General features: G+C 45.4%; 22 protein-coding genes and 4 pseudogenes. 8 read left to right on the top strand and 18 right to left on the bottom strand.

The window, feature by feature from the left end:
• Positions 1-453 precede the first annotated feature (453 nt).
• Together ACTWJ7_RS11395 and ACTWJ7_RS11390 are read left to right on the top strand one after the other, a co-directional pair.
• Positions 454-1,215: a LuxR C-terminal-related transcriptional regulator gene (locus ACTWJ7_RS11395; protein ID WP_301878146.1), complete on the top strand. Its 762-nt coding sequence runs from the start codon at positions 454-456 to the stop codon at positions 1,213-1,215.
• 115 nt (positions 1,216-1,330) lie between these two features.
• Positions 1,331-2,119, top strand: coding sequence for a hypothetical protein (locus ACTWJ7_RS11390; RefSeq protein ID WP_301878147.1), 789 nt, complete (start codon positions 1,331-1,333; stop codon positions 2,117-2,119).
• A 101-nt stretch (positions 2,120-2,220) separates the two neighbouring features.
• Here ACTWJ7_RS11390 and ACTWJ7_RS11385 read toward each other — a convergent pair.
• A pseudogene (locus tag ACTWJ7_RS11385) lies at positions 2,221-3,970 on the bottom strand (ABC transporter ATP-binding protein).
• Between the two features lie 145 nt (positions 3,971-4,115).
• On the opposite strand from ACTWJ7_RS11385, the gene ACTWJ7_RS11380 reads away from it, so the two are divergent.
• From ACTWJ7_RS11380 to ACTWJ7_RS11370, 3 genes are all read left to right on the top strand, one after another.
• Positions 4,116-5,558 (top strand): ABC transporter permease subunit, encoded by a 1,443-nt coding sequence (locus tag ACTWJ7_RS11380; RefSeq protein WP_301878148.1) that lies wholly within the window; start codon positions 4,116-4,118, stop codon positions 5,556-5,558.
• 12 nt (positions 5,559-5,570) lie between these two features.
• Complete coding sequence (locus ACTWJ7_RS11375) at positions 5,571-7,085, top strand: ABC transporter permease (RefSeq protein WP_443146365.1); 1,515 nt, start codon at positions 5,571-5,573, stop codon at positions 7,083-7,085.
• A gap of 65 nt (positions 7,086-7,150) precedes the next feature.
• Complete coding sequence (locus ACTWJ7_RS11370) at positions 7,151-8,977, top strand: ABC transporter substrate-binding protein (protein ID WP_301878149.1); 1,827 nt, start codon at positions 7,151-7,153, stop codon at positions 8,975-8,977.
• Between the two features lie 61 nt (positions 8,978-9,038).
• Here the strand turns inward: ACTWJ7_RS11370 and ACTWJ7_RS11365 are convergent, their stop codons facing one another.
• A complete protein-coding gene (locus ACTWJ7_RS11365) occupies positions 9,039-9,548 on the bottom strand; it encodes a hypothetical protein (protein ID WP_301878150.1) in 510 nt (169 codons plus the stop codon).
• 185 nt (positions 9,549-9,733) lie between these two features.
• Between ACTWJ7_RS11365 and ACTWJ7_RS11360 the strand changes: the two genes are divergently transcribed.
• Positions 9,734-9,934, top strand: coding sequence for a hypothetical protein (locus ACTWJ7_RS11360; RefSeq protein WP_094936863.1), 201 nt, complete (start codon positions 9,734-9,736; stop codon positions 9,932-9,934).
• 91 nt (positions 9,935-10,025) lie between these two features.
• Here ACTWJ7_RS11360 and ACTWJ7_RS11355 read toward each other — a convergent pair whose 3' ends face one another.
• The 10 genes from ACTWJ7_RS11355 to ACTWJ7_RS11310 all read right to left on the bottom strand — a co-directional run bounded on the left by ACTWJ7_RS11355 (position 10,026) and on the right by ACTWJ7_RS11310 (position 19,457).
• Positions 10,026-10,730: an ankyrin repeat domain-containing protein gene (locus ACTWJ7_RS11355; protein WP_301878152.1), complete on the bottom strand. Its 705-nt coding sequence runs from the start codon at positions 10,728-10,730 to the stop codon at positions 10,026-10,028.
• Between the two features lie 13 nt (positions 10,731-10,743).
• Entirely contained in the window at positions 10,744-12,249 is a 1,506-nt protein-coding gene (locus tag ACTWJ7_RS11350) for an S-layer homology domain-containing protein (protein WP_301878153.1), read from the bottom strand.
• Positions 12,250-12,368: 119 nt separating this feature from the next.
• The gene (locus tag ACTWJ7_RS11345; RefSeq protein WP_079351154.1) at positions 12,369-13,061 is read right to left on the bottom strand and encodes a response regulator transcription factor; all 693 of its coding nucleotides are present in this window, start codon (positions 13,059-13,061) and stop codon (positions 12,369-12,371) included.
• Positions 13,039-13,614 carry a sensor histidine kinase gene (locus ACTWJ7_RS11340; protein ID WP_443145450.1) on the bottom strand — a complete coding sequence of 192 codons (576 nt, stop codon included), beginning with the start codon at positions 13,612-13,614 and terminating at the stop codon, positions 13,039-13,041. The genes ACTWJ7_RS11345 and ACTWJ7_RS11340 overlap by 23 nt, the downstream gene beginning before the upstream one ends.
• A 1-nt stretch (position 13,615) precedes the next feature.
• The gene (locus ACTWJ7_RS11335; RefSeq protein ID WP_443145449.1) at positions 13,616-14,539 is read right to left on the bottom strand and encodes a HAMP domain-containing protein; all 924 of its coding nucleotides are present in this window, start codon (positions 14,537-14,539) and stop codon (positions 13,616-13,618) included.
• 258 nt (positions 14,540-14,797) lie between these two features.
• On the bottom strand, positions 14,798-15,535 hold the full coding sequence (locus ACTWJ7_RS11330) for a cyclase family protein (RefSeq protein WP_301878155.1): 738 nt from the start codon (positions 15,533-15,535) through the stop codon (positions 14,798-14,800).
• A gap of 82 nt (positions 15,536-15,617) precedes the next feature.
• A complete protein-coding gene (locus ACTWJ7_RS11325) occupies positions 15,618-16,247 on the bottom strand; it encodes a type 1 glutamine amidotransferase family protein (RefSeq protein ID WP_301878157.1) in 630 nt (209 codons plus the stop codon).
• A gap of 152 nt (positions 16,248-16,399) precedes the next feature.
• Positions 16,400-17,515 carry a hypothetical protein gene (locus ACTWJ7_RS11320; RefSeq protein WP_301878158.1) on the bottom strand — a complete coding sequence of 372 codons (1,116 nt, stop codon included), beginning with the start codon at positions 17,513-17,515 and terminating at the stop codon, positions 16,400-16,402.
• A 174-nt stretch (positions 17,516-17,689) separates the two neighbouring features.
• Entirely contained in the window at positions 17,690-18,229 is a 540-nt protein-coding gene (locus tag ACTWJ7_RS11315; RefSeq protein ID WP_301878159.1) for a GNAT family N-acetyltransferase, read from the bottom strand.
• Between the two features lie 301 nt (positions 18,230-18,530).
• Positions 18,531-19,457 carry an NADP-dependent oxidoreductase gene (locus tag ACTWJ7_RS11310; RefSeq protein WP_301878160.1) on the bottom strand — a complete coding sequence of 309 codons (927 nt, stop codon included), beginning with the start codon at positions 19,455-19,457 and terminating at the stop codon, positions 18,531-18,533.
• Positions 19,458-19,638: 181 nt separating this feature from the next.
• Between ACTWJ7_RS11310 and ACTWJ7_RS11305 the strand changes: the two genes are divergently transcribed.
• A complete protein-coding gene (locus ACTWJ7_RS11305) occupies positions 19,639-20,517 on the top strand; it encodes a PhzF family phenazine biosynthesis protein (RefSeq protein WP_079350497.1) in 879 nt (292 codons plus the stop codon).
• On the opposite strand, the gene ACTWJ7_RS11300 is transcribed toward ACTWJ7_RS11305, so the two are convergent.
• From ACTWJ7_RS11300 to ACTWJ7_RS11275, 6 genes and pseudogenes are all read right to left on the bottom strand, one after another.
• Complete coding sequence (locus tag ACTWJ7_RS11300; RefSeq protein ID WP_301878162.1) at positions 20,512-21,117, bottom strand: alpha/beta hydrolase; 606 nt, start codon at positions 21,115-21,117, stop codon at positions 20,512-20,514. The two genes, ACTWJ7_RS11305 and ACTWJ7_RS11300, sit on opposite strands and share 6 nt — an antisense overlap.
• Entirely contained in the window at positions 21,101-21,457 is a 357-nt protein-coding gene (locus ACTWJ7_RS11295) for a hypothetical protein (RefSeq protein ID WP_301878163.1), read from the bottom strand. The genes ACTWJ7_RS11300 and ACTWJ7_RS11295 overlap by 17 nt, the downstream gene beginning before the upstream one ends.
• Before the next feature lie 314 nt (positions 21,458-21,771).
• A pseudogene (locus ACTWJ7_RS11290) lies at positions 21,772-22,976 on the bottom strand (cation:proton antiporter).
• 3 nt (positions 22,977-22,979) lie between these two features.
• Positions 22,980-23,485 (bottom strand): annotated as a pseudogene (locus ACTWJ7_RS11285) (cation:proton antiporter regulatory subunit).
• Entirely contained in the window at positions 23,475-23,624 is a 150-nt protein-coding gene (locus ACTWJ7_RS11280) for a hypothetical protein (RefSeq protein WP_443145448.1), read from the bottom strand. The pseudogene ACTWJ7_RS11285 and the gene ACTWJ7_RS11280 overlap by 11 nt, the downstream one beginning before the upstream one ends.
• Entirely contained in the window at positions 23,585-23,947 is a 363-nt protein-coding gene (locus ACTWJ7_RS11275) for a hypothetical protein (RefSeq protein WP_443145447.1), read from the bottom strand. The genes ACTWJ7_RS11280 and ACTWJ7_RS11275 overlap by 40 nt, the downstream gene beginning before the upstream one ends.
• A 387-nt stretch (positions 23,948-24,334) precedes the next feature.
• Here ACTWJ7_RS11275 and gdhA point away from each other — a divergent pair.
• Positions 24,335-25,712, top strand: a pseudogene (gene gdhA / locus ACTWJ7_RS11270) (NADP-specific glutamate dehydrogenase).
• Positions 25,713-25,760 lie beyond the last annotated feature (48 nt).

Raw genomic sequence — 25,760 nt, 5'->3', positions numbered from 1 at the left:
TTTTCCGGGATAAAGTGGCTGTATTTCAAGCCAAAAAACAAGAAAAACCTAAACTCAAGGTAAAATAGCTCGCAAAAAAAGAGCCTTCATTTCACCATCAGTTTAGGTTTTGCCTGTCTTCACAGTTACAATCCATCAAAAGATGTTATTGCGTATTCTGTTGTTTTTCTCTTGTAATGTAAGCGTAACATATCTATTTTGCAAAATCAACTTTCCACTCCATCCACTCACTGATCCGTTTGAACTTATTGAGGCATACATATAATCGCTGCTCTTAGGGCGTTCGATATAACTCTTTCATACTCATGTAAATTCCCGCCCTGAAATAGACATCGTAACCCCCAAGTCCTACGATAAGCAATTCATCCTTAAGCCGCTTGAAACCGATTCCGGAAAAGGTAGACTTAATTTTAAATGTTTATTGGGAAAATGGATAGCCAAGGAGGACACCTTATGTCTGCACGAACATCTGCCTTACGAAAGAGCTGGTCCGAGAGCGAACGAGTTGCTCCCGGTACGGCACATATTCAATATGTAACGAAAGCCAATCTGGACAGGATTCGTAAAATCAATCATTTTCTGATTAGTGCCTTCCAGCAAAGTCTATCGGATATCAAAGAAAATCTGTCCAGCACGTATCTCTTTCTGCTCACCGACTCGCATGGGGTCCTGCTTGCCATGGATTACAGCCCTGATTTGGAACAGGTGGTGAAGCAGTCACCCATCCGTCCGGGTATGATCTTTACGGCCAGAAGCTGTGGCGTCAATGCCATATCCGAATCAATGGACACACATGGAGCTGTCCAGCTGCAACCTGAGCAGCATGAGAATCCTCTTTTTCGTAGCTGGCACTGTTATGCTGCACCTTTGTCTGTTGGACTTCAACATGTCGGCTATCTGGACGTCTCGACGATTAATGCGGACATGCAGAGCGAACTGATTGCAATCGCCAAGTTGATCCCGGCTCATATGCAAAATCGTTATCAGTGTAACCTTGCCGCGTCGGTCGAAGAACCGCAATCGGTAGAGTTCACCAAACGCCAGTTAACCATCCTGAAAATGATTTCTAACGGACTAACGGTTAAAGCGATTGCTTTGAAATTAAAAATCAAGGAATGTACCGTAAATCATCATAAAAAAGTGATTTTTAACAAATTAGGTGTACAATCCAGCACCGAAGCTGTTTCAATTGCCAGCCGTCTGTCTTATCTATAAAGGTACCCCTATAGATTCCTATAGGTGGTAAACACGAACATCTGTGCTAAGCTTTTTAGGTACGCACGATTACAGAGAGACAAAGAGAACACACACACATTTCCAGGAGGGTAATATGTCTATTCCAAAAAAAGCTTCATTGTTTTCCATGTTGATTATGATTTTGTTGGTTGCTTCAGCCTGCGGCGACAAAGCGGATAACAACGCCAAAACGAATGAATCCACTACAACGGAAACCACTACCGGCACAGATACAGACACAGCCAAGACGGAAGATACGGAAAACACAGAAAGCTCTGAAGCATCCACTTCCGAGTCCAAGGAAACAGATAACTCCAAAGAAGTTGAATTGGGAACTACGGAAAAAGGCTCTTATAACAATGACTATTTCGGTGTATCACTGAAATTCCCGGAAGCTTGGGAGTTCCAGGATGCAGACGGCATGAACGAGCTGACGAGCGCTTCCTCTGAGGCTATTGCTGGAGACGATGAAACGAAGAAAAAACAAATTGAACTGTCTCAGGCCAAAACACTGAACCTGTTGATGGCTTCACAATATCCATTGGATGGAGGACAGGTTGGTCCTTCCGCTATGGCGATTGCTGAAAAAGTAAGCCTGCTGCAAGGCATTCGCACAGGTAAAGATTATCTGGAAGCAACGAAGAAATTTATGGTGAACAGCCAGTTCCCTTATGAATACAAAGAATTCACAACCGAAACCATCGGTGGCAAAGAGATGGACCTGATGCAAATCACGATGGATGCGGGCAATGGTTCAACCATTACGCAAGATTACTACAGTACGATTATTGAAGGTTATGCGTTTAACTTCATCTTCACATATCTGGATGACACATCGAAGGCCGAGATCGATACCATTAAGAAATCCGTTCAGTTCAAGTAATATATCCACTGTGCCTGCCGGGCATGGAATAGAACCCCGCGCAATGATCTTCCACAGATCACTGCCGGGGTTCATTTTGTAGTGAAGTTGAATGTTTCACCTTATCCGGAAATCGCCACCCAATGTCCCTCTTTTACTTCCACCCACCTGGACTGCTCCAGATTATAGCGATCTTCTACTTCTACCGTTTCTCTCGGTGTTTCACTCACAGGATGACGTTTTTTCATCGCCTCCACAGCCGGGTCCGGAACCGGGATGGCCGACAACAATGCCTTTGTGTATGCATGCTGGGGGTTCGAATAGAGCTCCTCACTTTCTGCTAACTCCACAATCTTCCCGTTATACATGACAGCAACATGATCACTGATATGTTTCACCATGGACAGGTCATGTGCGATAAACAGGTATGTAAGACCAAGTCGCTGCTGCAACTCTTCAAGCAGCTGTACAATCTGGGCCTGAATGGACACATCCAGCGCAGACAACGGCTCGTCACATACAATAAATTCAGGTTCCACGGCCAGCGCACGAGCGATTCCGATCCGTTGCCGTTGTCCACCTGAAAATTCATGAGGATAACGCTGGGCATGAGCCGGATCGAGGCCGACCATCTCCAGCAATTCCTCCACACGCTTTTCCCGTTCAGCGGGACTGCCGGCAAGACCGTGAATATCCAAGGCTTCCCCAATAATGTCCATGATTCTAAATTTCGGATTAAGCGACGCATACGGGTCCTGGAAAATAATCTGCATATGCCGCCTCATCGTTTTCATCTCTGAGGCAGAAAGGCGATTGAGTGGTACTCCCTTAAACAGGACGTCCCCACCTGTAGGCTCATGCAGTCGAAGAATGGCTCGACCTGTAGTCGATTTCCCGCTGCCCGATTCGCCCACGACCCCAAGTGTCTCCCCCGGCGAATCTCGAAACTGATATCGTTCACAGCTTTTAAGGTGTTGCCTTTGCCCAGATTAAAGTACTGCCTGAGGGACTTCACCTCCAACAGAGGCTGATCATCCTCCAGATCGCGTGGCACCAACGAAACGAGTTTCGGCTTTTTCTTCTCATCTAATCGAGGCAATGCATTTAGCAGTCTGGACGTATATGGATGCTTCGGATATGCAAAAATCTCTGTAGTTGTCCCGGATTCCACAATCTGCCCGTCTTTCATGACCACGACCCGATCACACATGCCTGCCACTACGCCGAGATCATGGGTAATCAGAATAATGGAAGTGCCCAGCCGTGCTTGCATATCTTTCATCAAATTAAGAATTTGGGCCTGAATGGTTACATCAAGCGCAGTTGTGGGTTCATCTGCGATCAGCAATTCAGGCCGGCAAGCAAGAGCAATGGCAATCATCACCCGCTGACGCATACCTCCGGAAAATTCATGTGGATACTGATTGAAACGTATTTCACTCCGGGTGATACCAACCAGCTCCAGCATGGCGATCGCCTGCTTCTTCGCTTCTCCTCTGGATAGCTTCTGATGTTTAATCAGACTTTCGGTAATCTGTTTCCCTATTTTAATGGTCGGATTAAGAGAGCTCATAGGGTCCTGAAAGATCATGCCGATGTCACGGCCACGGATGCTCTCCATCTCTTTTGCGTTTTATGGACCAGATCTACTCCTTTAAACAGGATCTCACCCTTTTTCATCTGCGAAGGAGGAGAAGCAAGCAGTCTCATAATGGAACGTGCCGTCACACTCTTCCCACTGCCGGATTCCCCTACAATGCCAAGGGTTTCCCCTTTCCGCACTTCAAAACTGACTTCCTTCACCGCCTGAAATTCACTCTCTCCGGAATGAAAAGAAACGGACAACTCATTTACTTTTAGCAAAGGTTGCATGTGATCACCAGCCTCATCCATATTTTCACATGTGCTCATATGTATACTCTTCCATACCTTGACAATTGAATAGACTCTAAATAATATATACTATATCAATCGGAATAATGCAATTTAAAATCAAATGAAAGGAGGCTCGCATGGTTTGAATCTTGCAAAAGGCAGCAAAATGTCACAGCTTGTATACACCCTGGGTTTTATTTATGGCAAAATGCTGCTTCATCCCTCCTATCGATATGTTCTATTTATTCTCGGACTGCCCGTTAATCTGATTGTGCTTCTGGTCTGGCAATCCAGAAAAAAAAAGGATGGCTGGGCCCTGGTTCAACAGGCTGTTGAGCGTGATATGTTATCCAGTTCTTATCGAGATAAACTTCGGACGGACGTGGAAGAACAGTTGAGGCGTAAACACCGTTTCTTTCAGCAGCAAGTTAGTAAGGCTGAGTTTGAGCGCCAGGCGGAGGAGTGGCTGAAGGAATCCGTTCAGAAGGAGTTAAAGGAACGAACGTTCAGCAAGCTTCAGGAACTGGGGACACAGCGCCTGACGATGGCGGATACGTTCCAATCCCTGATTGATAAACCGTGGTTTCTTGCGGCATCGGTTATTCCGGGCTGTCTGATGTACGTCATAATGCTGTTGTATGGCAATCCTTATCTAAAGTACATATTTGAAAGAATTCTGATGACGGTATTCGTCATTCTGGGCGTAGCTACACTTGTATTCACCATCTTATACCTGTCTCCATTCAATCCGGCGGCCAACATTCTCGGAGAGACGGCGACACAGGAACAGATCGCGGCTTTCAACCATGTGTATGGCCTGGATCAGCCCTACCTTGTCCAACTCTGGAACAATATCAAGGGCGTAGCACTGTTTGATCTCGGCAAATCTTTTTCAGGGAATGAAGATGTCACGGCTACGATCGCCAGAAAGTTCCCAATCACATTAACACTGGCCGTTATCTCCTTGCTGCTTGCCCTTGTCATTGCATTGCCAATTGGGATTATCTCGGCGATCAAGCCCAATTCACTGTTTGATTACACATTCATGTTTATTGCATTGATTGGATTATCGATTCCGAATTTCTGGCAAGGACTTATTTTCATCCTGAATTTCTCGATCAAGCTGCAGTGGCTTCCCGCTACCTTCAATCCGCAGAACTGGCTCTCTATTATTATGCCAACGATAGTTCTCGGAACCGGATTAACCGCTGCAGTAGCCCGTATGACCCGTTCTTCCACGCTGGAAGTTATTCATGAGGACTACGTGATGACTGCCCGTGCAAAAGGGTTAAGCGAACGACATGTCATGCTGAAACATGCGGTACGTAATGCATTAATTCCAATTGTAACCGTGGTTGGCCTGCAATTCGGAGGCATGCTTGGAGGGGCGGCAGTAACAGAGAAAGTGTTTAATATTAGCGGGCTCGGCAGCTACATTGTGGATAAACAATTTATACCCGATATTCCGAGTATTATGGGCGGAGTAGTGTACACAGCGATTACAATCTCCATTATTAATGTGGTGGTAGATCTTCTCTACGCTTTTATTGACCCGCGGGTACGTTCCAAGATGAAACAATATTAAAGCAGGTGCATGATGACAAAATCGGGTTCACTCACACAGGAAATGCGTTTTCGACTTAAGTCTTCACAGGAGTACAGTCAGGCGAGCTTCGCCTGGGTCACTTCCCTTCTCTTGTCGATGTTACTGTTATTCAACATCTATGACTGGAGCCTCCAGGTGTTCAGGCCATTTCTGCTGACAGCACTCGGAATCTATCTATTTTTCACGCTGGTCCAGAGTGTGCTTACGCTCCGAATTCGGAGCAACCTGATTCGGCAGGGCACAATCTCTGTGCTGACTCGCAGACTCGCCTGGGTTCAGCTGCTGGGTATCGTTTCCGGCAATATCTTTATCGTAACGGCCGCTTTTCACCTGATCAAAAAGACAAAGAGCATTGAGTATACATTTGCGGTGTATATGCTGCTGACCCAGCTGTTCGTTATTGGGGTCTCGGCACTCAATATATTCAAACCGTATGTTGCGGATACGTTTTTGCCAGCCATGGCGGCGCTGCTGTTTATCCTGGTGATTGATTTGGTTGTGCTGTTTATCGTATCCCGATATACCTCAGCCTCGATCATCCCGCGCTGGATGCTGGGCGTAAGTACGATACTCATCCTGACTTCGGTCACAGGCAATGTGTTCGCACTGCTGCTGGGTATTTCCATCATTGGACGAATTCGCAGACAGGGTAAACAAAAATCCAACTTCTGGAATGATCTGTGGGAGCGTCTCGCTCCGAATGTCACAGCAATGTCCGGTTTGTTTTTTATCATTTTCCTGTTCTCGATATCGATTTGCAGCTTCTTTACTTTTGATTACAGCATGGCTGTAGAAAATAACTACTCGGCCTTGCTTCAGTCCCCATCGCTCGCCTATCCCTTGGGAACAGATGACTTTGGACGGTGTTTATTTTCCCGGATTGTATTCGGTGCCCGTATATCGTTAATCGTGGGTTTCATGTCAACTCTGATTCCGGTATTCATTGGCGGTATTCTCGGAGCATTCTCGGGATTCTATGGAAGACATACAGACAATATTATCATGCGATTGCTGGATATTCTCTATGCCATTCCGGGTATTTTGCTCGCTATCGCCATCATTGCGGCGTTCGGGGCCAATACGGTCAATCTTATTCTGGCGCTCAGTCTGGGCTCGATCCCAACCTATGCACGAACCATGAGAGCCAGTGTACTCTATGTATCTACTTTTGAATTTGTTGAAGCCGCACGTGCGCTGGGTTACAACAATCGGTCTATTATTTTCAAACATATTATTCCGAACTCACTCGCACCCATGATTATTAAGTCAACGCTCACCATCGGCGGGGCAGTCATCGCCACCAGCAGTTTAAGTTATCTGGGGCTCGGCGTGGAGCCGCATATTCCTGAGTGGGGCAACATTCTCAAGCTGGGCAGTACGTATCTGGAAACCCATTCATATCTGGCCATCTATCCAGGTCTGGCAATCATTCTGCTCGTGCTCTCGTTCAACTTTCTGGGAGACGGACTGCGCGATGCGCTTGATCCAAAGCTGGAAAAGGCTTAACTTACCGCCTTCAACTCAATTTGGAACAATAATTATGAACTATGAACTTATCTGGAGGTATTTTCATGAAAAAACGTACGTTGATCGCACTACTATTGATTCTCGTCCTTGTAATCTCAGGTTGCAATGTGAAGACCAAGACGGAATCGCAGTCCGAGACTGCGCCATCCGATAAATCGGAGAACACGCAAAACCAAAAACCGGTAGACATCGAATTACTGGCTCAGAGCTCTTCCGAAAATGACGTGAATATTATCCGCGACCAGCTCACCAAGAACGGCTTCAATGTAAAGCTGAATCTGCAGCCGGATTACGGCAGCTACAAATCCCAGCAGGATGCAGGGAATTATGATATTGCGTTGTCCAGCTGGACAACGGTAACTGGAAACCCGGATTATGCGGTCCGTTCTCTTTTCAAAACGGGTGGGGATTACAGCATTCTCGCAGATGAGGAAATCGATAAACTTATTGACCAAGCCGCTACTCAGACTCCGGATGACTACAAGAATACGTATAAACAATTGGAGGACCGCTTGGTAACGGATCAAGCCTATATCGCTCCGCTGTACATTTCCCTGAAAAGTCAGGCTGTGAATAAAGACATTCTGAATGTAGATACGGTTCGCTTGTCCAAATCCCGCGCCATGGCATGGGAACCTATTGAATTCAAAGACAGCTCCAAAAATACAAAAGAACCCTTAATTCTGACACAAACCGCTTCCGTCCTGACTTCCCTTGACCCGATCAAAGGAAACGACGGTTCCATCAACCAATTGAATACCAACATGTATGTACGTCTCGTTAACCTGACAGATGACGATCAGCTCACAGCAGAGGGATCGCTCTCCCACAATTTCAGCATTGCGGAGGGGAACTCGGAGTATTATTTCATTCTCAGAGACGATATCAACTTTGCGAAGATTGAAAATAAAAAGGCTGTAGATACGGGTGAACGAGTCGGTGCAGATGACGTCATCTTCTCTCTCGATCGCGCCAAAAACAAAGATTCCGTACCGGATCACCGGACATACAGCCTTCACGAACATATCAAGGAGGCCGAGTTGGTAACGGATCTGGGCGCCTTGGAATCCATTCAGCAATCCAGTGGCAGCGGTACGGTTAAAGAAGCATTGGAACAAGGGCTTGGCACCAAAATTACGGAACTGGTCACGGACAAAAACAAAGCCAATAACGCTGCCGGGAAGTATCAAGTTGTGAAACTCACAACCACGGAACCCTTCCCGCAAGTATTGAATTATCTGGCTCACCAATCTGCTGGTATTGTGTCCAAAAAGCAGGTGGAGAGCATCAATACGTATGATGTAGCTTCGTTTGACGTGAATAAAGACATTCCTTACGGCGATCAGAATACCGTGACTGAAGGTGCTTCGTACAACAACACCCTGTATGCCAGCGGCCCATATATCTTGGCATATAAAAATGATTATGAAGGTGTATTCTATCAGAATCCCGGCTACCGTAAAGGCTCTGAATATGCACCCAAGATTTCTCAGGTGAATGTACGATTCATCTCGGATGCCGACAGTGCGCTATCTGCTCTTCGCAGTAGCGAAATTCACTTATACTACGGGGTGCCTGAAACGAAATATGACATCATCAAAGGTGACAGCAAATTGCAATTGCAGAGCATTCCGAGCAATGGGGTTTCCTATCTGCTGTTCAACACTGCCAATCGGGAAGTTGCCAAGAGCAGTGACCTGAGAAAATCCGTACTGTACTCCATCAATCAGGATGACATTCTGCAATTCTACAAAAACAATAAACTTAAGGCGTACTCCACAGTAAGCCCACTTGTTCAGACCGGAAATGAATTGAAGTCCGATCCGGCAAAAGTGAAAGAATTCTTGAACGCCTATCAGGCTTCCAAGTAACAATACAGACAAACGGCTGTCTCCCGGATCAATCCAAGATCCAGATGACAGCCGTTTTATTTTATAAGGAGAATGTTTTTGTTGAGCAATCTGCTTGATATTTTCGCTGTACGCCAGGCAGAAGAGTGACGATCTGGATACCGACTCCCCAAGCAAAATAGACTAGATGGATAATAGATACATGCTGTATCCAGTATACCTGAGCCATAATCCAGATGATCAGAGTAAATCCCGTATATAACGAGAACGTCCACCCCCAGTATTGATTCGAGTAAAGATTCAGTTTCTCACCTATTTTCCAGTGAGTGCGGCGAATGAGTGAAACGGCAATGATCAGTGGCACAACGCCAAGAACCAACATTAGTATAATTCCCGGGATCAAAAAACTGCCAAACGGAGAATGCTCTAACAATGAATCCGGCATATGGACAAGATTTCCCGATGGATCGATAATGAGTGCTCCCCCTCCAATGATCGCACCAATGCCCAGTAACCCCTGCATAATAATGAGCACCCACGACCTTCCAGGTCCACATTCATGCTTCCTTTCACCTTCATCACCCTTCCTCATCCCTCACCCTCCAGACATGTTATACAAATTTTACTGAAAGTTCTATTCCATTTTCACATATGGAGAAGGCTGAATCCTGTGCTCTATCTCACTAGAATCGTCCAAAAAATTCGATTATGGTAAAACTTGATAAAAGAACGTACGTTCGGTATAATGAAAATATACTTAATGAGCGAGAGGCAGATATGGACGACAAATTTATTAAGGAATTGCGCGAGATTGGTCGGGATGACAGACGAAGATCCGAATTTATGATCCAAGGCATGAAAGAAACACTGCAGGGAAGAAAAGAAGAAGGTATTTTCAAGCGCTGGATACGGCGTAAGAAAACAGAGAAGAAAATTTCACAACGGTTTAATCAGGATCCCTCATCGGATCAAAAGTAACCACATAAAAAGGAGGCGGAATATGCCTCCTTTATTATTTATCTGTATGCCTCTTCATCTAAAACGAATGATGCAAAATACAAACGATGCTCTATTTCGCACCAGCGCGGACTAGAATCTCTTCGATTTCCTTAAAACCTTTATTCCTCGCATGAATAAGCGGTGATATTCCATCACGATCCATAAGGTTCACATCTGCTCCATGATCAATGAGTAATTGAATCGTCTCCTGTTGCCGTTTATTGCCATCGTTTAAAATGATTGCTTCCAGCAGGGCTGTCCACCCCAGTTGATTAACATGGTTCACATTTACTGAGGTTTGGGTCAGAAGTTCTCGTACCACATCAACGTAGCCGTGCTCCGAAGCTGGAATAAGTGCCGTCCCTCCATATCTATTCGTTATCGATGGGTCGGCTTCCGCCTCAATTGTCAGCTTCAAAATATCCAAGTAACCTTCAGCGCCAGCGTACAAAAACGGGGTATTCTTCATATCATCCTGTACATTAACATCTGCACCCGCTTGTATCAACAGTTTAGCTGTTGCCAGATCATTGTTGTATGTTGCAATCATGGCAGCGGTTCTTCCGCTCTGATCTTGAGCATTGATATTGGCGCCTTCTTGAATCCATTTTCCGATACTTTCGCTGTCTCTACCCTCAGCTGCCTTAAATAGCTGTTCATCTGGTGAAGTCAATGCCTTCTCCTCCACCATCGAGTCATCTCTCACTTCAGGTACACAGCCTTGAACGACAAAAATACTGCTTATTAGAATTATCATCATCAGCGACTTACTCATACTGCCTCCTTTATTACAGTGCCACTGTTACCGAAGAAGCAACACTCCAATCGCCAACTGGACTTATCGTATAGGTGATCCCTGGGATCAACTTGTCATCATTAACAAGATCGAATAAGCCCGTTGCACCTTTCCGGCTTGAATATTTATAAGTGGCTGTAACAACGGCCCCGCTAGGTGAAGTTAATGTTACACTTCGACCAGAGAAGAGTTCATCCCCAGGATCTTGTGCCAGTGAAACTTCAATTGAAGTTTCACTCACAGCTTGAGCATTCGCAACCTTCAGCGCATCAAACGATCTCGCGACGAACGAAGCGTTATTGATGTTGGCCCAGTCAGATGAAACGGTATACGTGACACCGGATTGCAAAGTTTGTCCTTCAGGCAAACGGAACTTCGGTTCTTGTTTGCCATCTGTCGATTGCGTGAACGGAACATATTTGGCAACGATTGGCTCGCCACCTTCTGGCGTAATCACGACTTGTCTTACCTGCATGGAAGAGATAATTTGAAACGTTCTGCCTTCTGCTTGTTCTTGGTCATTCAATACAAACGCATTGGCCCCTCGACCACCGCTGTAGGCCGAAATGATATAGCCGTAATCCACTACACCGTCCTCTTGTAATGCTTCAATCTCGAATGTATCATTCGTTATTTGACTAGCAGTTGTCATGCTTAATTTTGTACCACTGCCTTCAAAGGTACCCGCATCCCGACCTTTATACCTGAGACTGTACACTTCTTCTGCATGTTGAACGGACGTTGGAACGATGTAAGTCGCGATGGACCCTGTTTTCAGACGAGGCATGTTGGTCAACGTCAATCCACCACTAAGCGCAAAATCGGTTTGTGCCTTGGAAAACACTTCATTTGCTGATGTCAGGGGCTTATCGAACGTGACGATTAAGGTAATTGCATTCAGTGATTTAACGCTCTGGATTTGAGCCTGCTCCGAAGGAATGGCCTGATGGGCCGTTTGCAACAACACCGCCGTTTCACCGCGCGTGGTCGAACCGTTCTCGGAGTAAAAAGTACTCATCCAATGATGAACGGATTTCACATCACGCTGCATCGCTTTGGATACGACTTGTTCCAGTTCTGCATCCGTAACTTGACTTTGCGCATGAAATTGTCCATTGTTCGCCTGCATAATACCAAGTTCAACGAGCTTTGATGCATACGGCGCATACCATGCTTTAGGACTGATGTCTGTTAATTCTACACGTTCTCCCGTTTTGCCCTCCAGATTAAACGTCTTAAATACCAATGATGCTAATTCAGCACGGGTAATGGCCCTACGCTCACCCATCGATTGATCTGCATATCCATTCATAATCCCCAAGCTGTTCAGTTTCTTGATGGCAGCCTCAATCTGGTGGTCAGTAAGCTGTGTCGCAGTAGTTGCAACGTTAGTAACGTATGTAGCTGCTTGTGCCTGATTGGCAGTTAGCGGGAATGCTGTAGCGCCTAATGCAGTTATCGTTAAAAATGTAGCCATTTTCCGGGTTATAGGATTCATATCTGAATTCCTCCTCTATAGGTTGAAGTTGCCTGTAACTATAGAATAGAGGACAAAAAGAAACTCCCAAGGACAAAAATATTAAAAAATTATAAACTGAATCTAATTTTTCTCGAAACTTATATGGTGAACCGGTAACCCGCACCCCAGACGGTTTCAATATACTCCGGATTTTTGGGATCTGCCTCCAGCTTCCCACGCAGTTTGCGAATATGGACGGTAACCGTCGCAATATCTCCGCTGGAATCCATGCTCCAGATCCGCTCGAAAAGATCGGGTTTGCTGAATACCCGATTGGGATGACTCGCAAGAAATACGAGTAGATCGAATTCCTTGGTTGTAATTGCTACCTCTTCGCCATTAGCAAACACGCGGCGCGCGCTCTTGTCGATATGAAGCCCGCGAATATGGATCTCATCTTGTTCGGCTGGTTTGCTTTTGCCAAGCAATCTCTCATATCGGGTCAAATGAGCCTTTGCTCTTGCAACCAACTCACTTGGACTAAACGGTTTTGTAATAAAATCATCAACCCCCAAATTGAACGTTCTAATCTTATCGATCTCCTCCTTCTTCGCGGAGACGACAAGGATCGGCACCTCCTTTACCTCACGAATGCGCCTGCAACATTCAAAGCCGTCCAGTCCCGGAAGCATCAGATCAACAATAATGAGATTGTAACTTCCCTCCAGAGCCAGCTTTAGCCCTTCATCTCCGTTATGGCAGAGCTCCACCGAAAACCCGTTGAGTTCAAAGTAGTCCCGTTCCAATTCCGCAATCGTTGTTTCGTCCTCAATAATCAAGATGTTTGTCATTACCAACTAGCCTCCACTCTTCATTCAGCCGTTTGAGTTTGATATAAATGATTGTGCCATCATCGGGATTACTTTTCGCCCAGATGTAGCCTCCGTGTCCATCGATGATTTGGCGGGCTATCGCCAGTCCCAATCCACTTCCTCCTGTTGAGGAATTGCGGGATTGCTCCGCTCGATAAAAGCGTTCAAATATATAAGGCAGCGCCTCTTCCGGTATTCCCCTGCCATTGTCCTTAAAGGCTATCGTAGTCCATTCGTCATCTGCTTGAAGTGTAATGCCGAATCGTTTTTGTTCATTCTCCATATATTTGAGGGCATTATCCACTACATTGACAACGGTTCGTTTTAATTTATCCAGATCCACAGAAGCCATGACCGGATCAGACGCCCGATTTTCCCAATGCAAGAGCACCCCTTTGTCCTCAAGATCGTATCTTAACTCTTCAATGCTGTCTTCCAGGAAATCGACAAGATCTACCACTTTGAAATGGAAGGGTTCCTGATTCAAGTCGAGCTTCGAATACAGAAATAGTTCATCCACCAACTTATCCATGCTAACTGCTTTCGAGTGAATAATATTTACGTATGATTCCATTTTTTCCGGAGTATTCGCAACTCCATCCCGAAATCCCCTCAATATAACCTTTAATATTAGTGATCGGCGTGCGGAGGTCATGCGAAATGTTGGAGATGAGTTCTCTGCGATTCGCTTCGTCTTGCTGGCGTAACTCATTGGAGCGTTGCAATTGATTCCTCATGCTCTCAAATGCTTCGCTGAGTTGTCCAACCTCATCATTGGAGCTAACTTGAGGCTTGAAGGACAAATTCCCATCCTTAATCTGTTCGGCTGAATTCCGAAGTTGATTCAATGGCTTAATAAAGCTGCGAGTGATCCAGCGGAATAAGAGCAGATTCGCGATGATGAGGACACCGATGAGCAGAAGTGACATCACAGGTAGCAGCTTGCGAGTAAGTTCCGCAAAAGGACTTCTCTCTCGAATGACGAAGATGCTCCCTCGTTCCCCATCTGAATATTTAAAATCAAATTTCGCATATGCATAGAATCGCTCACTTATGTTGAAGGTACTGCGAATCTGATAATTGTTAAGATCATAGGCAGGCAGTGCTTGTCTCAGTTCTGGCTGGTTGAAGGTCAGCGATTCGAAGATCTGGCTATTCTCCCGTCTGACGTAGAGTCCTGACTTCTCGGCTCGAAGCTTCATATCGTACTCGCGCAGCAAAACCTTGTTTTGCAGTTCATCGGGATCATTTTTGGCCAGAAACTTCATCTCTTGAAAGATCGTTTCTCCCTGTTCCGTGAGTGGGTTGACCTGATAATGTACTTTGTATATATCGCGAAAACCCTGCAGATCACCTGTCGCCGCAATTGTATACAGACTTGCCGTAAGCAGGATGAACAGCAAACTTATGACGAGCATTCCCGTGAAGGACAGCAACATTTTTATTCGAATGGACATGGTATCCCCTTCTCAATCAAGCTATTGGGTTAGTTAGTGCACATGTTAACACAAGATCGGTCCAAATGCCCCTATGAATTGAGTATTTCATATCTGCTCTCCTTGCCTGAACACAAGAAAAACCCAAGGTCCTTAACATGACCTGGGTTTCTCGACAATCAGAAGAGAGATACATCTCCCTTGCTATTTACATATTCGGATCATTGGGTAAGAACTGTGTGTGAGTCAAATTTCGATATACCTATATTCAACCTTGTTTTACGGCAGTATGGCAAACGAGCGGACTGGAAAGCCAGACGCCTTTTCCGCCTTGGGTACGATATTGAAGATCACCGCACCTTTGGCCGGCACCTGATCTAGATTCGTTAACAGCTCTACCTGATATGTATCCTGGGCAAGTACATAATATTCCGCCAGAAGCGACCCGTTCTTTTGATAATCCACGGCTGAATCGGTATCGAAGGTTTCATGACCAATCGCCTGTATTTTTCTTTCCTCGAATAAAAACATTAGCGCACTGACTGACCATCCGGGTGCATGACTATTTCCCTCTGCATCCTTGTTGTCGAAGGCTTCATGACTGGGCCAGCGTTTGCTCCAATCGGTACGCAGTGCTACAAAGCTGCCAGCTTCAATCACACCATGCTCTTTTTCAAACTCAAGAATATGCTCGACATCCAGCGTGAAATCCGGATTGCTCTCTACAGCCTCAGATTGATCAATGACTACCAGTGGTAGCACAAGCTCCTTCAACCCCAATTCATCCAGATAACGGGTATCACGCACAAAGTGAATCGGTGCATCCAGATGCGTACCATATTGTCCGGGAAACCTGAAACTCTGGGCAAAGAAGCCTTGATCGTGATTAAACAACGTATCAAATTGTGCCGCAGCAAAAGCTGAGAAATGTGGAGATTCCGGACCAAACGTATGAGTCAGATCCACCCACTTCTTTTCTTTTAATAATTGAATCGCTTGAATGAGCTCATTGGACATCCGAATCACCTCATACATAGAATGGAATAAATTCCTCCTATTATATCTTATTCCACCCTATGCGAAAATATCGAAATACCAACTATTTGATAGAATTCATTAACTCGAAAAAGTATTTTGGATCATGAGTCTGATATAGATTGAACCATGAATCTAAAGTCTCCGGTGTAAATACATCCAGTACCTTCAATACATGCATCGCGAATTCCAACGGTGCTATGCCGGATGCAGTAACCAAATTGTTATCCGTTACGGCCGGTACCCTCTCATAGTATTTTTCTCCCATGTAATGAGGACAAATCATTTTCAAATAGTCCAGATCGTTGCTTGTATGACTTCTGGAGTCTAACAATCCCATCCTTGCGAGTCCAACGGTTGCCCCACAAATTGCCGCAACAATATGACCCTGTTCTAATGATGTCGCAGCTTTTTTCAATATCGGTTCGTGAATGGTTCCCATCCAAGTATCTCCACCCGGAAGAACCAACACATCCGTGCTTTCTAACATACACTCATCCACAGAAACGCGAGGCAGTATGTCCATCCCTCCCATGGTAGTCACCGGACTTTTATCAACACCCACGGTAACCACCTCTATCGGTCTCAGCCCTTTTCTAAAATATCTTCCCGAGTTTAGTTCAGCAATTAAATAACCCACCTCCCAGTCTGACATCGTATTAAATACATAAAGATACACTTTTTTGATATGCATAATGCACTCCCCTTCTATTTGATACCCCTATTATAAAAAAACTTTACTGACATCTTCCGTCAGTAAAGTTTTTAAATTTGATAATAATTAAACACAGACTTGCCTTCTTATTATCCATTTTGGAATTCATTCCGCCTCATTATTCCCTGTCCTCAAACTCTGTTTATGTAAAATAATTCGAACTCAGCAACAGAGTCGAACTGGTTGATAGATACGCCTTCTCTTTTAAGCTGATTCTCCAACTGATCTATAAGCTGCAGGACGGCTAATCGCAACGGTTCAAAATCGTTTGGATTTAACAGTGCAACCAGATCAGGATACCCATAATTAACGTAAAACTCGCGATGCTCACCCATGTCAATAATGCCAGGCCAGCGTCCCTTTTCTGCCGCGTACAATATTCGGGATAACCCGTCTTGCACCCCAATAGCAACGAAGAAAGCTGTTTCGTAATGGCCTTTTTCGCACGCGGTTAACAGTTTATTTATCATACCTTTTTCCTCTTCGTAGTACCCCCGCAGTTGCTCTTTATAAGAGCGAAGCTCTTCTTGGCTGTTTTGTCGCTCCGATATGAGACAAAGTGTATCCGCTGTCAGATTCTCGCACGCTGATATTATTTCATCTGGAGAAAGGCTGAACATAATGGTATCAAGGAATGGGTCCAGTTGATCCGGTTTAATGGGGAGATTTCTAACTTGCTCACGATAGTGACCCCAACTGCGCTTATAGTAAATTTGGTTTAAAAAGCCAAGCGACATGAAAATGTTTCCCGCAATCTCTTGAGCCTGGGTTCGACAATAGGAAAGATCCTTGGCATTTTTGGAAAGACGCATTTTAGCTATGCTGATCAAGCATTCCTTTAGTGCGGATTCAGCTTTGTTGATCATATCCGATGTTCTGGCTTTACTCCCCATGTTCGATATTGTTTCGCGAAGTTCCATGAATCTGACTAGATCATCATCTGATCGGACATATAACAATTCACAGTCTGCTATAATCGTCGTATTCCATTCTTCAGATGTTGCCATCCGTTCAGCACGATCCCATCCGATGGGCCAGAAATCAAAACTGATACCGTCGATCATAAACTGGCACTCCGCTTCTCTACCCTTGGCCGTCGCTGGAATGAAGAAGAAATCCAAATCCGAACGTTCAGTCGCTCGCCCCTGCAAATATGATCCGTAATAGCCGACAATTGCAACGTCTTGAGGGTAATGAGTCTTAATATGTTTAACAATAATGTCTGATACAGCAAAAACATCAACCATCAGATAACCTCCCATTGTATTTCAATATCAGATTGTCTACTTGATTTGCATTTGAAAAGGAACATCATCAAAACGGGGCACCAACTGAAGAAATCATTCAGCCTACATCCGCCTCAGATTTAATTTATCGTTTCCCGTTATTTGAAAAAAGGCTACCACTAGGGTAGCCTACTCTCATATCTTCATTTTCGAGTATTCACTTTTAGTCAAACCATAGAGATATTCATCGTAATGCTGTCCATTAGTGAATACCATATTTCTGAGTTTCCCTTCTTGGACAAATCCAAGACGCTCATGAAGTTCTAGTGAACCTTCATTAAAAGCATAAATATGTGCGGTAACTTTCTGATAGCGTAACTCCTCAAAGTAATATCGCAACAATATTTTTACAGCTTCTGAAGCATAACCATTGCGCCAGAATTCTCTGAAGATAGCAACACCGTACGTAAAAGTTCCATTTCGGGTATCACAGTTATTCGAACTTATACTTCCTACTAATACTCCATCTATAGTCTCGACCGCGAGCATAATTTTATCCCCATCAGAACCACGAGATGCCTGGAATTCAGCCCAAGCCTTGGTACCCTCTTCTGATCTTGGGAAATTTAGTCTAGCACAGTCAGAATCAGAATCATTATTGTGGAACTTATCCCAATCAGTTGGGAGAATTGCACGTAATCTAACTTTATGACCTGTCCAAATATTATTTTTCATTATAGATCCTCCTAAGGTTTATTTACTCCTACCTCACTCATATCTGAATTAAGGCGGAGATCTGGCCTTGGGATCTAAGTCTCCATAGACTACATCGTTCTCATTCCTTTCAACACTTACATCAAGTATATACCGTAATATTCCATTCTTTCAAATTATATTATTCGTGTGCTCTCTTTACGCATAAAAAATACACCTCCTAAAATCTCACCGGTTCCCCATATAGGTATGTCCAATGTCAATTTTAGGAGGTGTACGTTAGAACAAAAAGCTAACTTAAACATTCAACGGTAAACCTCATCTATTCTACTCGTATGACCAGTTTTCCGCGTGTATGATGGGTTTCGCTTTTTTCGTGTGCTTCACGCAGACCTTGTTCACTCAAGGGGTATGTCTCATCAATAATGGGTCTCAGCTTGCCCTCAGCAGCGAGCTCAGCCAACTGATCGAGTTGGTCTCCTTTGGGTTCCATCATGAACACGTTGGCGGTTACACCTGCTTCCTTAGCCAGCGTTTCATCCGGTTGTTCCACAAGCGATACCAGACGTGCACCGGGCTTTAATACCTTGAAGCTATCACGTTGAATGTCGCCACCCATCGTGTCCAGCACGACATCATAACCGGAGAGAATCTCCGAGAAGTCTTCTTTTTTATAATTGATAAAATGATCCACACCCAGCGAACGGAGCAATTCCTCATTCGATTCACTTGCGGTGGAAGCCACTTCAGCGCCAAGATATTTGGCGATCTGAATGGCATAGGTTCCTACACCACCTGCTCCCGCGTGAATGAGAACCTTCTGTCCTTTGGCAAGCCGTCCATGTTCAACAAGTGCCTGCCAGGCCGTCATGGCTGCTAATGGTATAGCAGCTGCTTCCTCGAAGCTCAGTTTCTCTGGAATACGGGCAATGATGTCCGCATCCACGGCCACATATTCTGCATAGGTTCCGAAATGACGAGGACGGGCAAATACACGATCTCCCGCTCTGAACCTCGCCACATTGGAACCCGCTTCTTCTACCGTACCGGCGACATCCCCGCCCAATATGAGTGGGAAAGAATCCGCAGCCTCTTTCATATGACCTTGTCTGATTTTAAAATCCACCGGGTTCACAGAAGTAGCATGAATGCGGATCAGCACCTGATTCACTCCACATGTCGGCTTGGTCATTTCCTTTTCCTTCAATTGTTCCGCTCCACCGAACTCTTCAATCACAATGGCTTTCATTAGAGATACCAGCCTTTCCATAGGATTATCGTTATGCTCTCCTTCTTCATTACCCTTCCCGATCGTGCACTTGACCTATATTCACGAATTCGCAGCAGGTTTGGGGTCACAATCCTGATCACGAACCATGATATAATGTAGAACTGTTGAACCTAAATAACCGAACAAGCGAGGTAGCATTGTGGACATTGAAGTAAGTACGTTACATGCATTTTCCGATAAACCTCTAGGCGGAAACCCTGCAGGAGTTGTTTTACAAGCAGGACACTTATCCGAATCCCAGATGCAGGAGATTGCCAGACAAGTTGGATTTTCAGAGACGGCATTTGTTATGCCATCGGATCAGGCTGATTTCAAAGTTCGTTACTTCACCCCTAGTGATGAAGTTAATCTATGCGGGCATGCAACGATTGCTTTATTTTATTTAATGAAAGCACAGCATATCGTTGAGGTAGGTATGTACACACTGGAGACACTGGCCGGAATCCTCGAAGTGGTTGTCCAGAATAATGGTGAAGTCTATCTGTCTCAGGCGCTACCAGAGTTTGGAGAGATTGTTGACCGACAAACCATTGCGGATTCTCTGGGTATTCCTACAGAAGATTTGCACGCCGAATTACCTGTGCAGATCGTGTCTACCGGATTACGAGATATCTTGATTGCGGTTAACCATGTTGATGTTCTGTCAAAAATCATTCCTGACTTTCAGCTTATCGCTGAAATTAGCAAAGCTAACCATGTCGTAGGTTATCACGTGTTTGCACTCGAACCAGATGCAGAGATCGCTCTGGCAGAATGCCGGAATTTTGCTCCCCTTTACGATATTCCAGAAGAGAGCGCAACAGGTACATCTAACGGTGCTTTACTCTGTTATTTACATAAATACAACCAACTTTCAGATCCCATTGATACAATCTATACGATTAGACAAGGATACATCTTGAACCGTCCCTCGGAGATCCGAGCCAAATTAACGCTGGACATTTCCAATGAAATTACAAAAATTCAAGTGGGCGGAGTCGCGGTTCATATAGAGAACATTCGAATCCAATTTTCATGAATGTTTTGCTTGAATCTTATGTAAAAATCGTAACACGGCTTCCTCCAATTGATTCAGCCCTGGCTGTTCTATAGGGAAGTGGCCCGCTCCTTCCAACACTACGCATTCCTTTTCCACTTTCAATCGATCAAAAAAAGATTGGCTGAACCGTAATGGTGTCATCGGGTCCAGTTCAGGGTGAACCAGCAGGACAGGACATTGATCAAACTGTTCCGGGTCTACCTCCGGCTTCTTATTCAGGAATGTTCTTAACAGTTCCAATGGGACACGCGTCGCTGCCGCTTGTGGATCATTCATAATAAGTCGGGTTAAATCCGAATTATTGGTAATCAGTTGCATTCGTGATACCTGTTTGACGGAGATGCGGATACGATCAAGCAGGCCGGGGAACTGGTCCATCATACGTTTGCCCCATCGGCTAATCACACGGTTTGGCGCAAGCTGGTCACGCATATCAGCATCACTCGTGTCCACAAAGGTTGTTACGATTAAGCCTTGTACGTGCTCACTGCGTGCACTCGTGTGATACGCCAGCATTCCCCCTATGCTGCTTCCCAACACCACGATCGGCTTGCCGTCTTTCTTATGCGAGTGAAACAAGCAGCTTGATCCACAGGTCATAATTGAGACGTGTCCCAGACGACGCATAGCTTAGCCCATACGGTGGAAGATCTGGCGATACTACCTCATAGCCTCGGAGGTGCAGCATTCGGGCATAAGGGGCGAGCAACCTGCCATTGCCTCCGGCTCCGTGAATGAACAGAATTTTGATCGGCGACTCGGGCACGGGAAGACGATCGATGTGCAGATGAACCCCGTTCGATTCCCACCACTCCTCTTCAGGATTCGCATGATCTCCTAGCCTGAATTCTTCCGGAAAGAAGGCTTGATACTGTTTCCAATAATGATATGTTGAATGATATGAAGGCAGATTATCCATGCGGTACATTCTCCTCTTGTCATAGATCAGTCCCATTCAGATTGCATGAGCGTGATCCTATATCCAAAAAAAGGCCGTGCATTGCACGACCTTTCATTAAAACATACGTCCATAAGTATACTTCTTTGTATAACAGCCTTCATACATCTGTCAATAAAGGGATGGACATCCCCGATACAATAAACGCCACACCAAGGAGAGAATTTACTCCAAGCAGTGTGGCGTGTACGGTTTATCAGTGGATTAGGATTCAATACGTGTTTGCATCTGTGTACGAACCTACGCTGTAAAGACGTGGCAAACAGATGCACAATTCATCCCGTCTCCTTTCGTTTCATTCTTTTCCTCAAACGAGCATATTGACTGTAAATCCATGGCGATTCTTTAGTCAGAATCGGGCCAAGCACTGCCAGAATCAACACATATAACACGGCAAAAGACTGAATGGATGCCATCAGACCTCCGGCCTTGCCGATGTTCGCCATAATGATGGAGAACTCTCCACGGGACACCAGCGTGAATCCAACATTAAGAGAAGCACGTGCAGACATCCCGGAGAGTCTGCCAGCGATCATGCCCGCACCATAGTTGCTGGCAATGGTGAGAATCACGGCAATGACGGTCATGCCAACGGCACCCCCGAGGGATGAAGGTTCAATGGTCAGGCCAAAGCTGAAAAAGAAAATGGCACCAAAGAAATCTTTGAACGGCATGATCTGATGCTCAATTCGGCTGGCATGTCTCGATTCCCCAGAACCAGCCCCATCATCAAAGCCCCAATCGCCTCGGCCACATGCAGCGTTTCCGAGAAACCCGCCACCAGAAAGAGCAGCGTCATAACCGTGAGCAGAAATAACTCCGATGATTTGATGTTGAGTGCTTTATCGATATACTTGATGCATTTCCTGCCTATAATCAGAAATAGTACAATGAACAGCAGCGCAGACAGGGATACAAGAAAGACGCTTAGGAATGAGGTAGCCCCACTCAGTACAAGTCCCGTCAGGATCGAAATATGAATGGCGATGAACAGATCATCAAACATGATCATACCCATAATAATCTCCGTCTCCGGGTTCGCCGTGCGCTTCAAATCGACGAGTACTTTAGCCACAATAGCTGTGGAAGAACTCGTCATAATGCCACAGACTACCAACGTTTCCTTGAGCGGAAGTTCCATAAACCAACCCAGTAGCAGACCGGAAGCAAAATTTAGTCCAACGTAGAACATGCCTCCGGTTAGAATGGCTTTGCCTGATTTCAGCAGACGGGATACCGAGAATTCAAGCCCCAGATAAAAAAGTAAAAACAGAATGCCCAGCCTGCCCATAAATTCAATAAATGACGAGCTTTCGATAAAACGCAGATCCACAATGCCGATCTGTGGTGCATGCGGTCCAACAGCCATGCCAATCAGGATATAGAAAGGTATGACCGAAAATCGTAATCGTGCAGATATTAGCCCCGTAAGTGTAATCAGCGCAACGGCAATTCCCACTTCGAATATGAGCATATCCATAGGCTAGAGCCGTCCATTGGATAACAACCGTTTTAACAGTTTGATTTGATCCCGTTCCCCAGCGACAACAACCGTAGCCCCGCAGTAAAGGTATAGTCCGGACCCGGATTAAACTGCTTCATCCTGTTCTTCTCGACCACAGCCAGAATAACCGCACCTGTTGCCTGGCGAATATTCAGTTCTCCGATCGTTCTTCCTATGCTCTCTGAATGCGGTTCAATACGGAGCCATTCAATTAACAGCCCCTCCAGCATCACTTCACGCTCATCCTGAAACGTTGGTTTGTACGTCATGCCGCCAACAATAGCCGCTACCGCACGTGCCTCATCATCATCCAGTGTGACCAGTGACACCATGTCTCCCAGTTCTTCAGGCGAATCACCTGACTCCATGTGAAACAGGTCACGTCGCTCATCATTATGGATGACGATGACCAAATGCTCACCGCTGCGTGTGTGCAGCCAGTATTTGCGTCCAATTCCCGGCAAATCCGTCTCTTTAAAGTGCATGATCTGCACCCCCAGTAGACATCCTGTTCAAGGATTCATTGTTCAACGTAATATCCGTAATACGTACCCGCATGGAGCCAGCTGGTATATTAATCGACCTTATTTCTCCCTTAAGTCCAAGCAGTAATTGCCGGCCCACAGGGGAGAGGAAGGAAATACGCCCGCATCCGGGTCCGCGTCATCCGGCATACCAATGGTGAATGAATCGGATGTGTGAAAATCAACGTATTCAAACCGGATCAAGCTACCAATGAGTACCACCGAGTCCAGAGCTTCATCTGCACCGAGAAGCAGCTTCTCCACACACGTCGTATAGTTCGCGAGCAGCCGTTCCATCTGCGAGCGTTCCGGATCACGCACGTCAAAATAGGCGTCGAGAAATGTTCTTTTCTCTTCACCGAATATAATGAGCTGGTTCACCAGCATTTCTCTGCAGTTTTGAAAGGAGGACCTACGGTTCATAATAAATCTCACCTCCTATACAAGCCCTGTTCTCCATGTTGATTCGCATGTTTTTCTTCATCATGTTGTTCTCCTCCTTCATATAGATAAAAAAACCACGGATCCCGCGGTCTTACTACCATCTTACCAAAACTATTTTTTTAATCCAGCTATTCCGTTAACTTTGCGTTGTATAAGGATAAAAGGGCAGCCTACCCGGCTTCCAAACTTAACCTTTACATCGTATGACAGATCCATAGAAGATTTTAATAACGCCATAAAAAACATTTTATGGATTTTCATCTCGTATTTTTATTTTGTTTCCTGTATATTTAACTACAAACTTTTATGCAATTTATACAAATAGCCATCCCAAGACTTTAACACAATAAAGGAGTGCATTGAAAAGTGTCGACTATAACTAAAGATTCAACTCAAGTATCTGCCGCAGATTATGTTCATTCCGTTTACGAATCGGTTATCGCCAGAAATCCACAGGAAAGTGAATTCCATCAGGCTGTCAAAGAGATCCTGGACTCGCTTATTCCTGTCATTGCAGCTCACCCGAAATATCGGGAGAATGGCTTGCTTGAACAGCTTGTTGAGCCAGAACGTGTTATTACGTTCCGCGTGCCTTGGGTAGATGATCAAGGTAAGGTACAAGTAAACCGTGGATTCCGTGTTCAATTCAACAGCGCAATTGGTCCGTACAAAGGCGGACTTCGCTTCCATCCTTCTGTTTACTCGGGAATCGTTAAATTCCTTGGGTTCGAGCAGATTTTCAAAAATGCCTTGACTGGTCTGCCAATCGGCGGTGGTAAAGGTGGTTCCGACTTCGATCCAAAAGGAAAATCAGATCTGGAAGTTATGCGTTTCACTCAAAGCTTCATGACTGAACTGTACAAATATATCGGTTCCGATGCGGACGTACCTGCAGGCGACATCGGTGTAGGTGCACGGGAAATCGGTTATATGTTCGGACAGTACAAACGTATCAGCGGTGGACATGAAGCCGGCGTACTTACAGGTAAAGGGCTCCTATACGGAGGAAGTCTTGCACGTAAGGAAGCTACCGGATTCGGATGCGTGTACTTTGTGAAGGAAATGCTGGCATCCAAAGGACTGAGCTTCAAGGACAGCACGGTTGTTGTCTCCGGTTTCGGGTAATGTATCCATCTATGCCATTCAAAAGGCTCAGGAACTTGGAGCTAATGTTGTGGCGTGTAGTGACTCCGGTGGTTACATCTATGATGCTCAAGGAATCAATCTAGATACCGTAAAAAGATTAAAAGAGGTTGATCGTCTGCGGATCAGCGAATATGTCAAAGAGCATCCACATGCCGTGTATACCGAAGGCTGTGAAGGCATCTGGTCTATCCCTTGTGATATCGCGCTGCCTTGTGCAACGCAAAACGAAATCGACGAACAGGCTGCTGCATTGCTCGTGCAAGGCGGAGTTAAAGCGATCGGTGAAGGAGCGAATATGCCTTCCACTTTGGCTGCGATTGATGTGTTCCATAAAGAAGGCGTTCTGTTTGGACCAGCCAAAGCGGCTAATGCTGGCGGAGTTGCCGTGTCCGCACTTGAAATGTCGCAGAACAGCATGCGGTTGTCCTGGTCATTTGAAGAAGTGGACGCCAAGCTGCATGACATTATGTCTAACATCTACACCAGCTGTGTTCAGGCAGCGGATGAGTATGGCTGTGCAGGTAACCTGCTTGCTGGAGCGAACATCGCTGGCTTCCTGAAAGTGGCAGATGCCATGCTCGCGCAAGGTATCGTCTAACTTAGGCAAACCCATTCACCACAGGAATTTGCCAGCCAGTGTAATGAC

This window comes from Paenibacillus sp. 1A_MP2 (assembly GCF_052244825.1).
Classification (GTDB): domain Bacteria; phylum Bacillota; class Bacilli; order Paenibacillales; family Paenibacillaceae; genus Paenibacillus; species Paenibacillus vandeheii.
Note: the sequence above shows the minus strand (reverse complement) of the source record. Positions and strands in the feature narration are given on the sequence as shown.

Coding starts and splice junctions, on each gene's coding strand:
- ACTWJ7_RS11395 (WP_301878146.1), top strand. CDS start 454: ATGTCTGCACGAACATCTGCCTTACGAAAGAGCTGGTCCGAGAGCGAA.
- ACTWJ7_RS11390 (WP_301878147.1), top strand. CDS start 1,331: ATGTCTATTCCAAAAAAAGCTTCATTGTTTTCCATGTTGATTATGATT.
- ACTWJ7_RS11375 (WP_443146365.1), top strand. CDS start 5,571: ATGACAAAATCGGGTTCACTCACACAGGAAATGCGTTTTCGACTTAAG.
- ACTWJ7_RS11370 (WP_301878149.1), top strand. CDS start 7,151: ATGAAAAAACGTACGTTGATCGCACTACTATTGATTCTCGTCCTTGTA.
- ACTWJ7_RS11365 (WP_301878150.1), bottom strand. CDS start 9,548: ATGAGGAAGGGTGATGAAGGTGAAAGGAAGCATGAATGTGGACCTGGA.
- ACTWJ7_RS11360 (WP_094936863.1), top strand. CDS start 9,734: ATGGACGACAAATTTATTAAGGAATTGCGCGAGATTGGTCGGGATGAC.
- ACTWJ7_RS11355 (WP_301878152.1), bottom strand. CDS start 10,730: ATGAGTAAGTCGCTGATGATGATAATTCTAATAAGCAGTATTTTTGTC.
- ACTWJ7_RS11350 (WP_301878153.1), bottom strand. CDS start 12,249: ATGAATCCTATAACCCGGAAAATGGCTACATTTTTAACGATAACTGCA.
- ACTWJ7_RS11345 (WP_079351154.1), bottom strand. CDS start 13,061: ATGACAAACATCTTGATTATTGAGGACGAAACAACGATTGCGGAATTG.
- ACTWJ7_RS11340 (WP_443145450.1), bottom strand. CDS start 13,614: ATGGATAAGTTGGTGGATGAACTATTTCTGTATTCGAAGCTCGACTTG.
- ACTWJ7_RS11335 (WP_443145449.1), bottom strand. CDS start 14,539: ATGTCCATTCGAATAAAAATGTTGCTGTCCTTCACGGGAATGCTCGTC.
- ACTWJ7_RS11330 (WP_301878155.1), bottom strand. CDS start 15,535: ATGTCCAATGAGCTCATTCAAGCGATTCAATTATTAAAAGAAAAGAAG.
- ACTWJ7_RS11325 (WP_301878157.1), bottom strand. CDS start 16,247: ATGCATATCAAAAAAGTGTATCTTTATGTATTTAATACGATGTCAGAC.
- ACTWJ7_RS11320 (WP_301878158.1), bottom strand. CDS start 17,515: ATGGTTGATGTTTTTGCTGTATCAGACATTATTGTTAAACATATTAAG.
- ACTWJ7_RS11315 (WP_301878159.1), bottom strand. CDS start 18,229: ATGAAAAATAATATTTGGACAGGTCATAAAGTTAGATTACGTGCAATT.
- ACTWJ7_RS11310 (WP_301878160.1), bottom strand. CDS start 19,457: ATGAAAGCCATTGTGATTGAAGAGTTCGGTGGAGCGGAACAATTGAAG.
- ACTWJ7_RS11295 (WP_301878163.1), bottom strand. CDS start 21,457: ATGGATAATCTGCCTTCATATCATTCAACATATCATTATTGGAAACAG.
- ACTWJ7_RS11275 (WP_443145447.1), bottom strand. CDS start 23,947: ATGAACCGTAGGTCCTCCTTTCAAAACTGCAGAGAAATGCTGGTGAAC.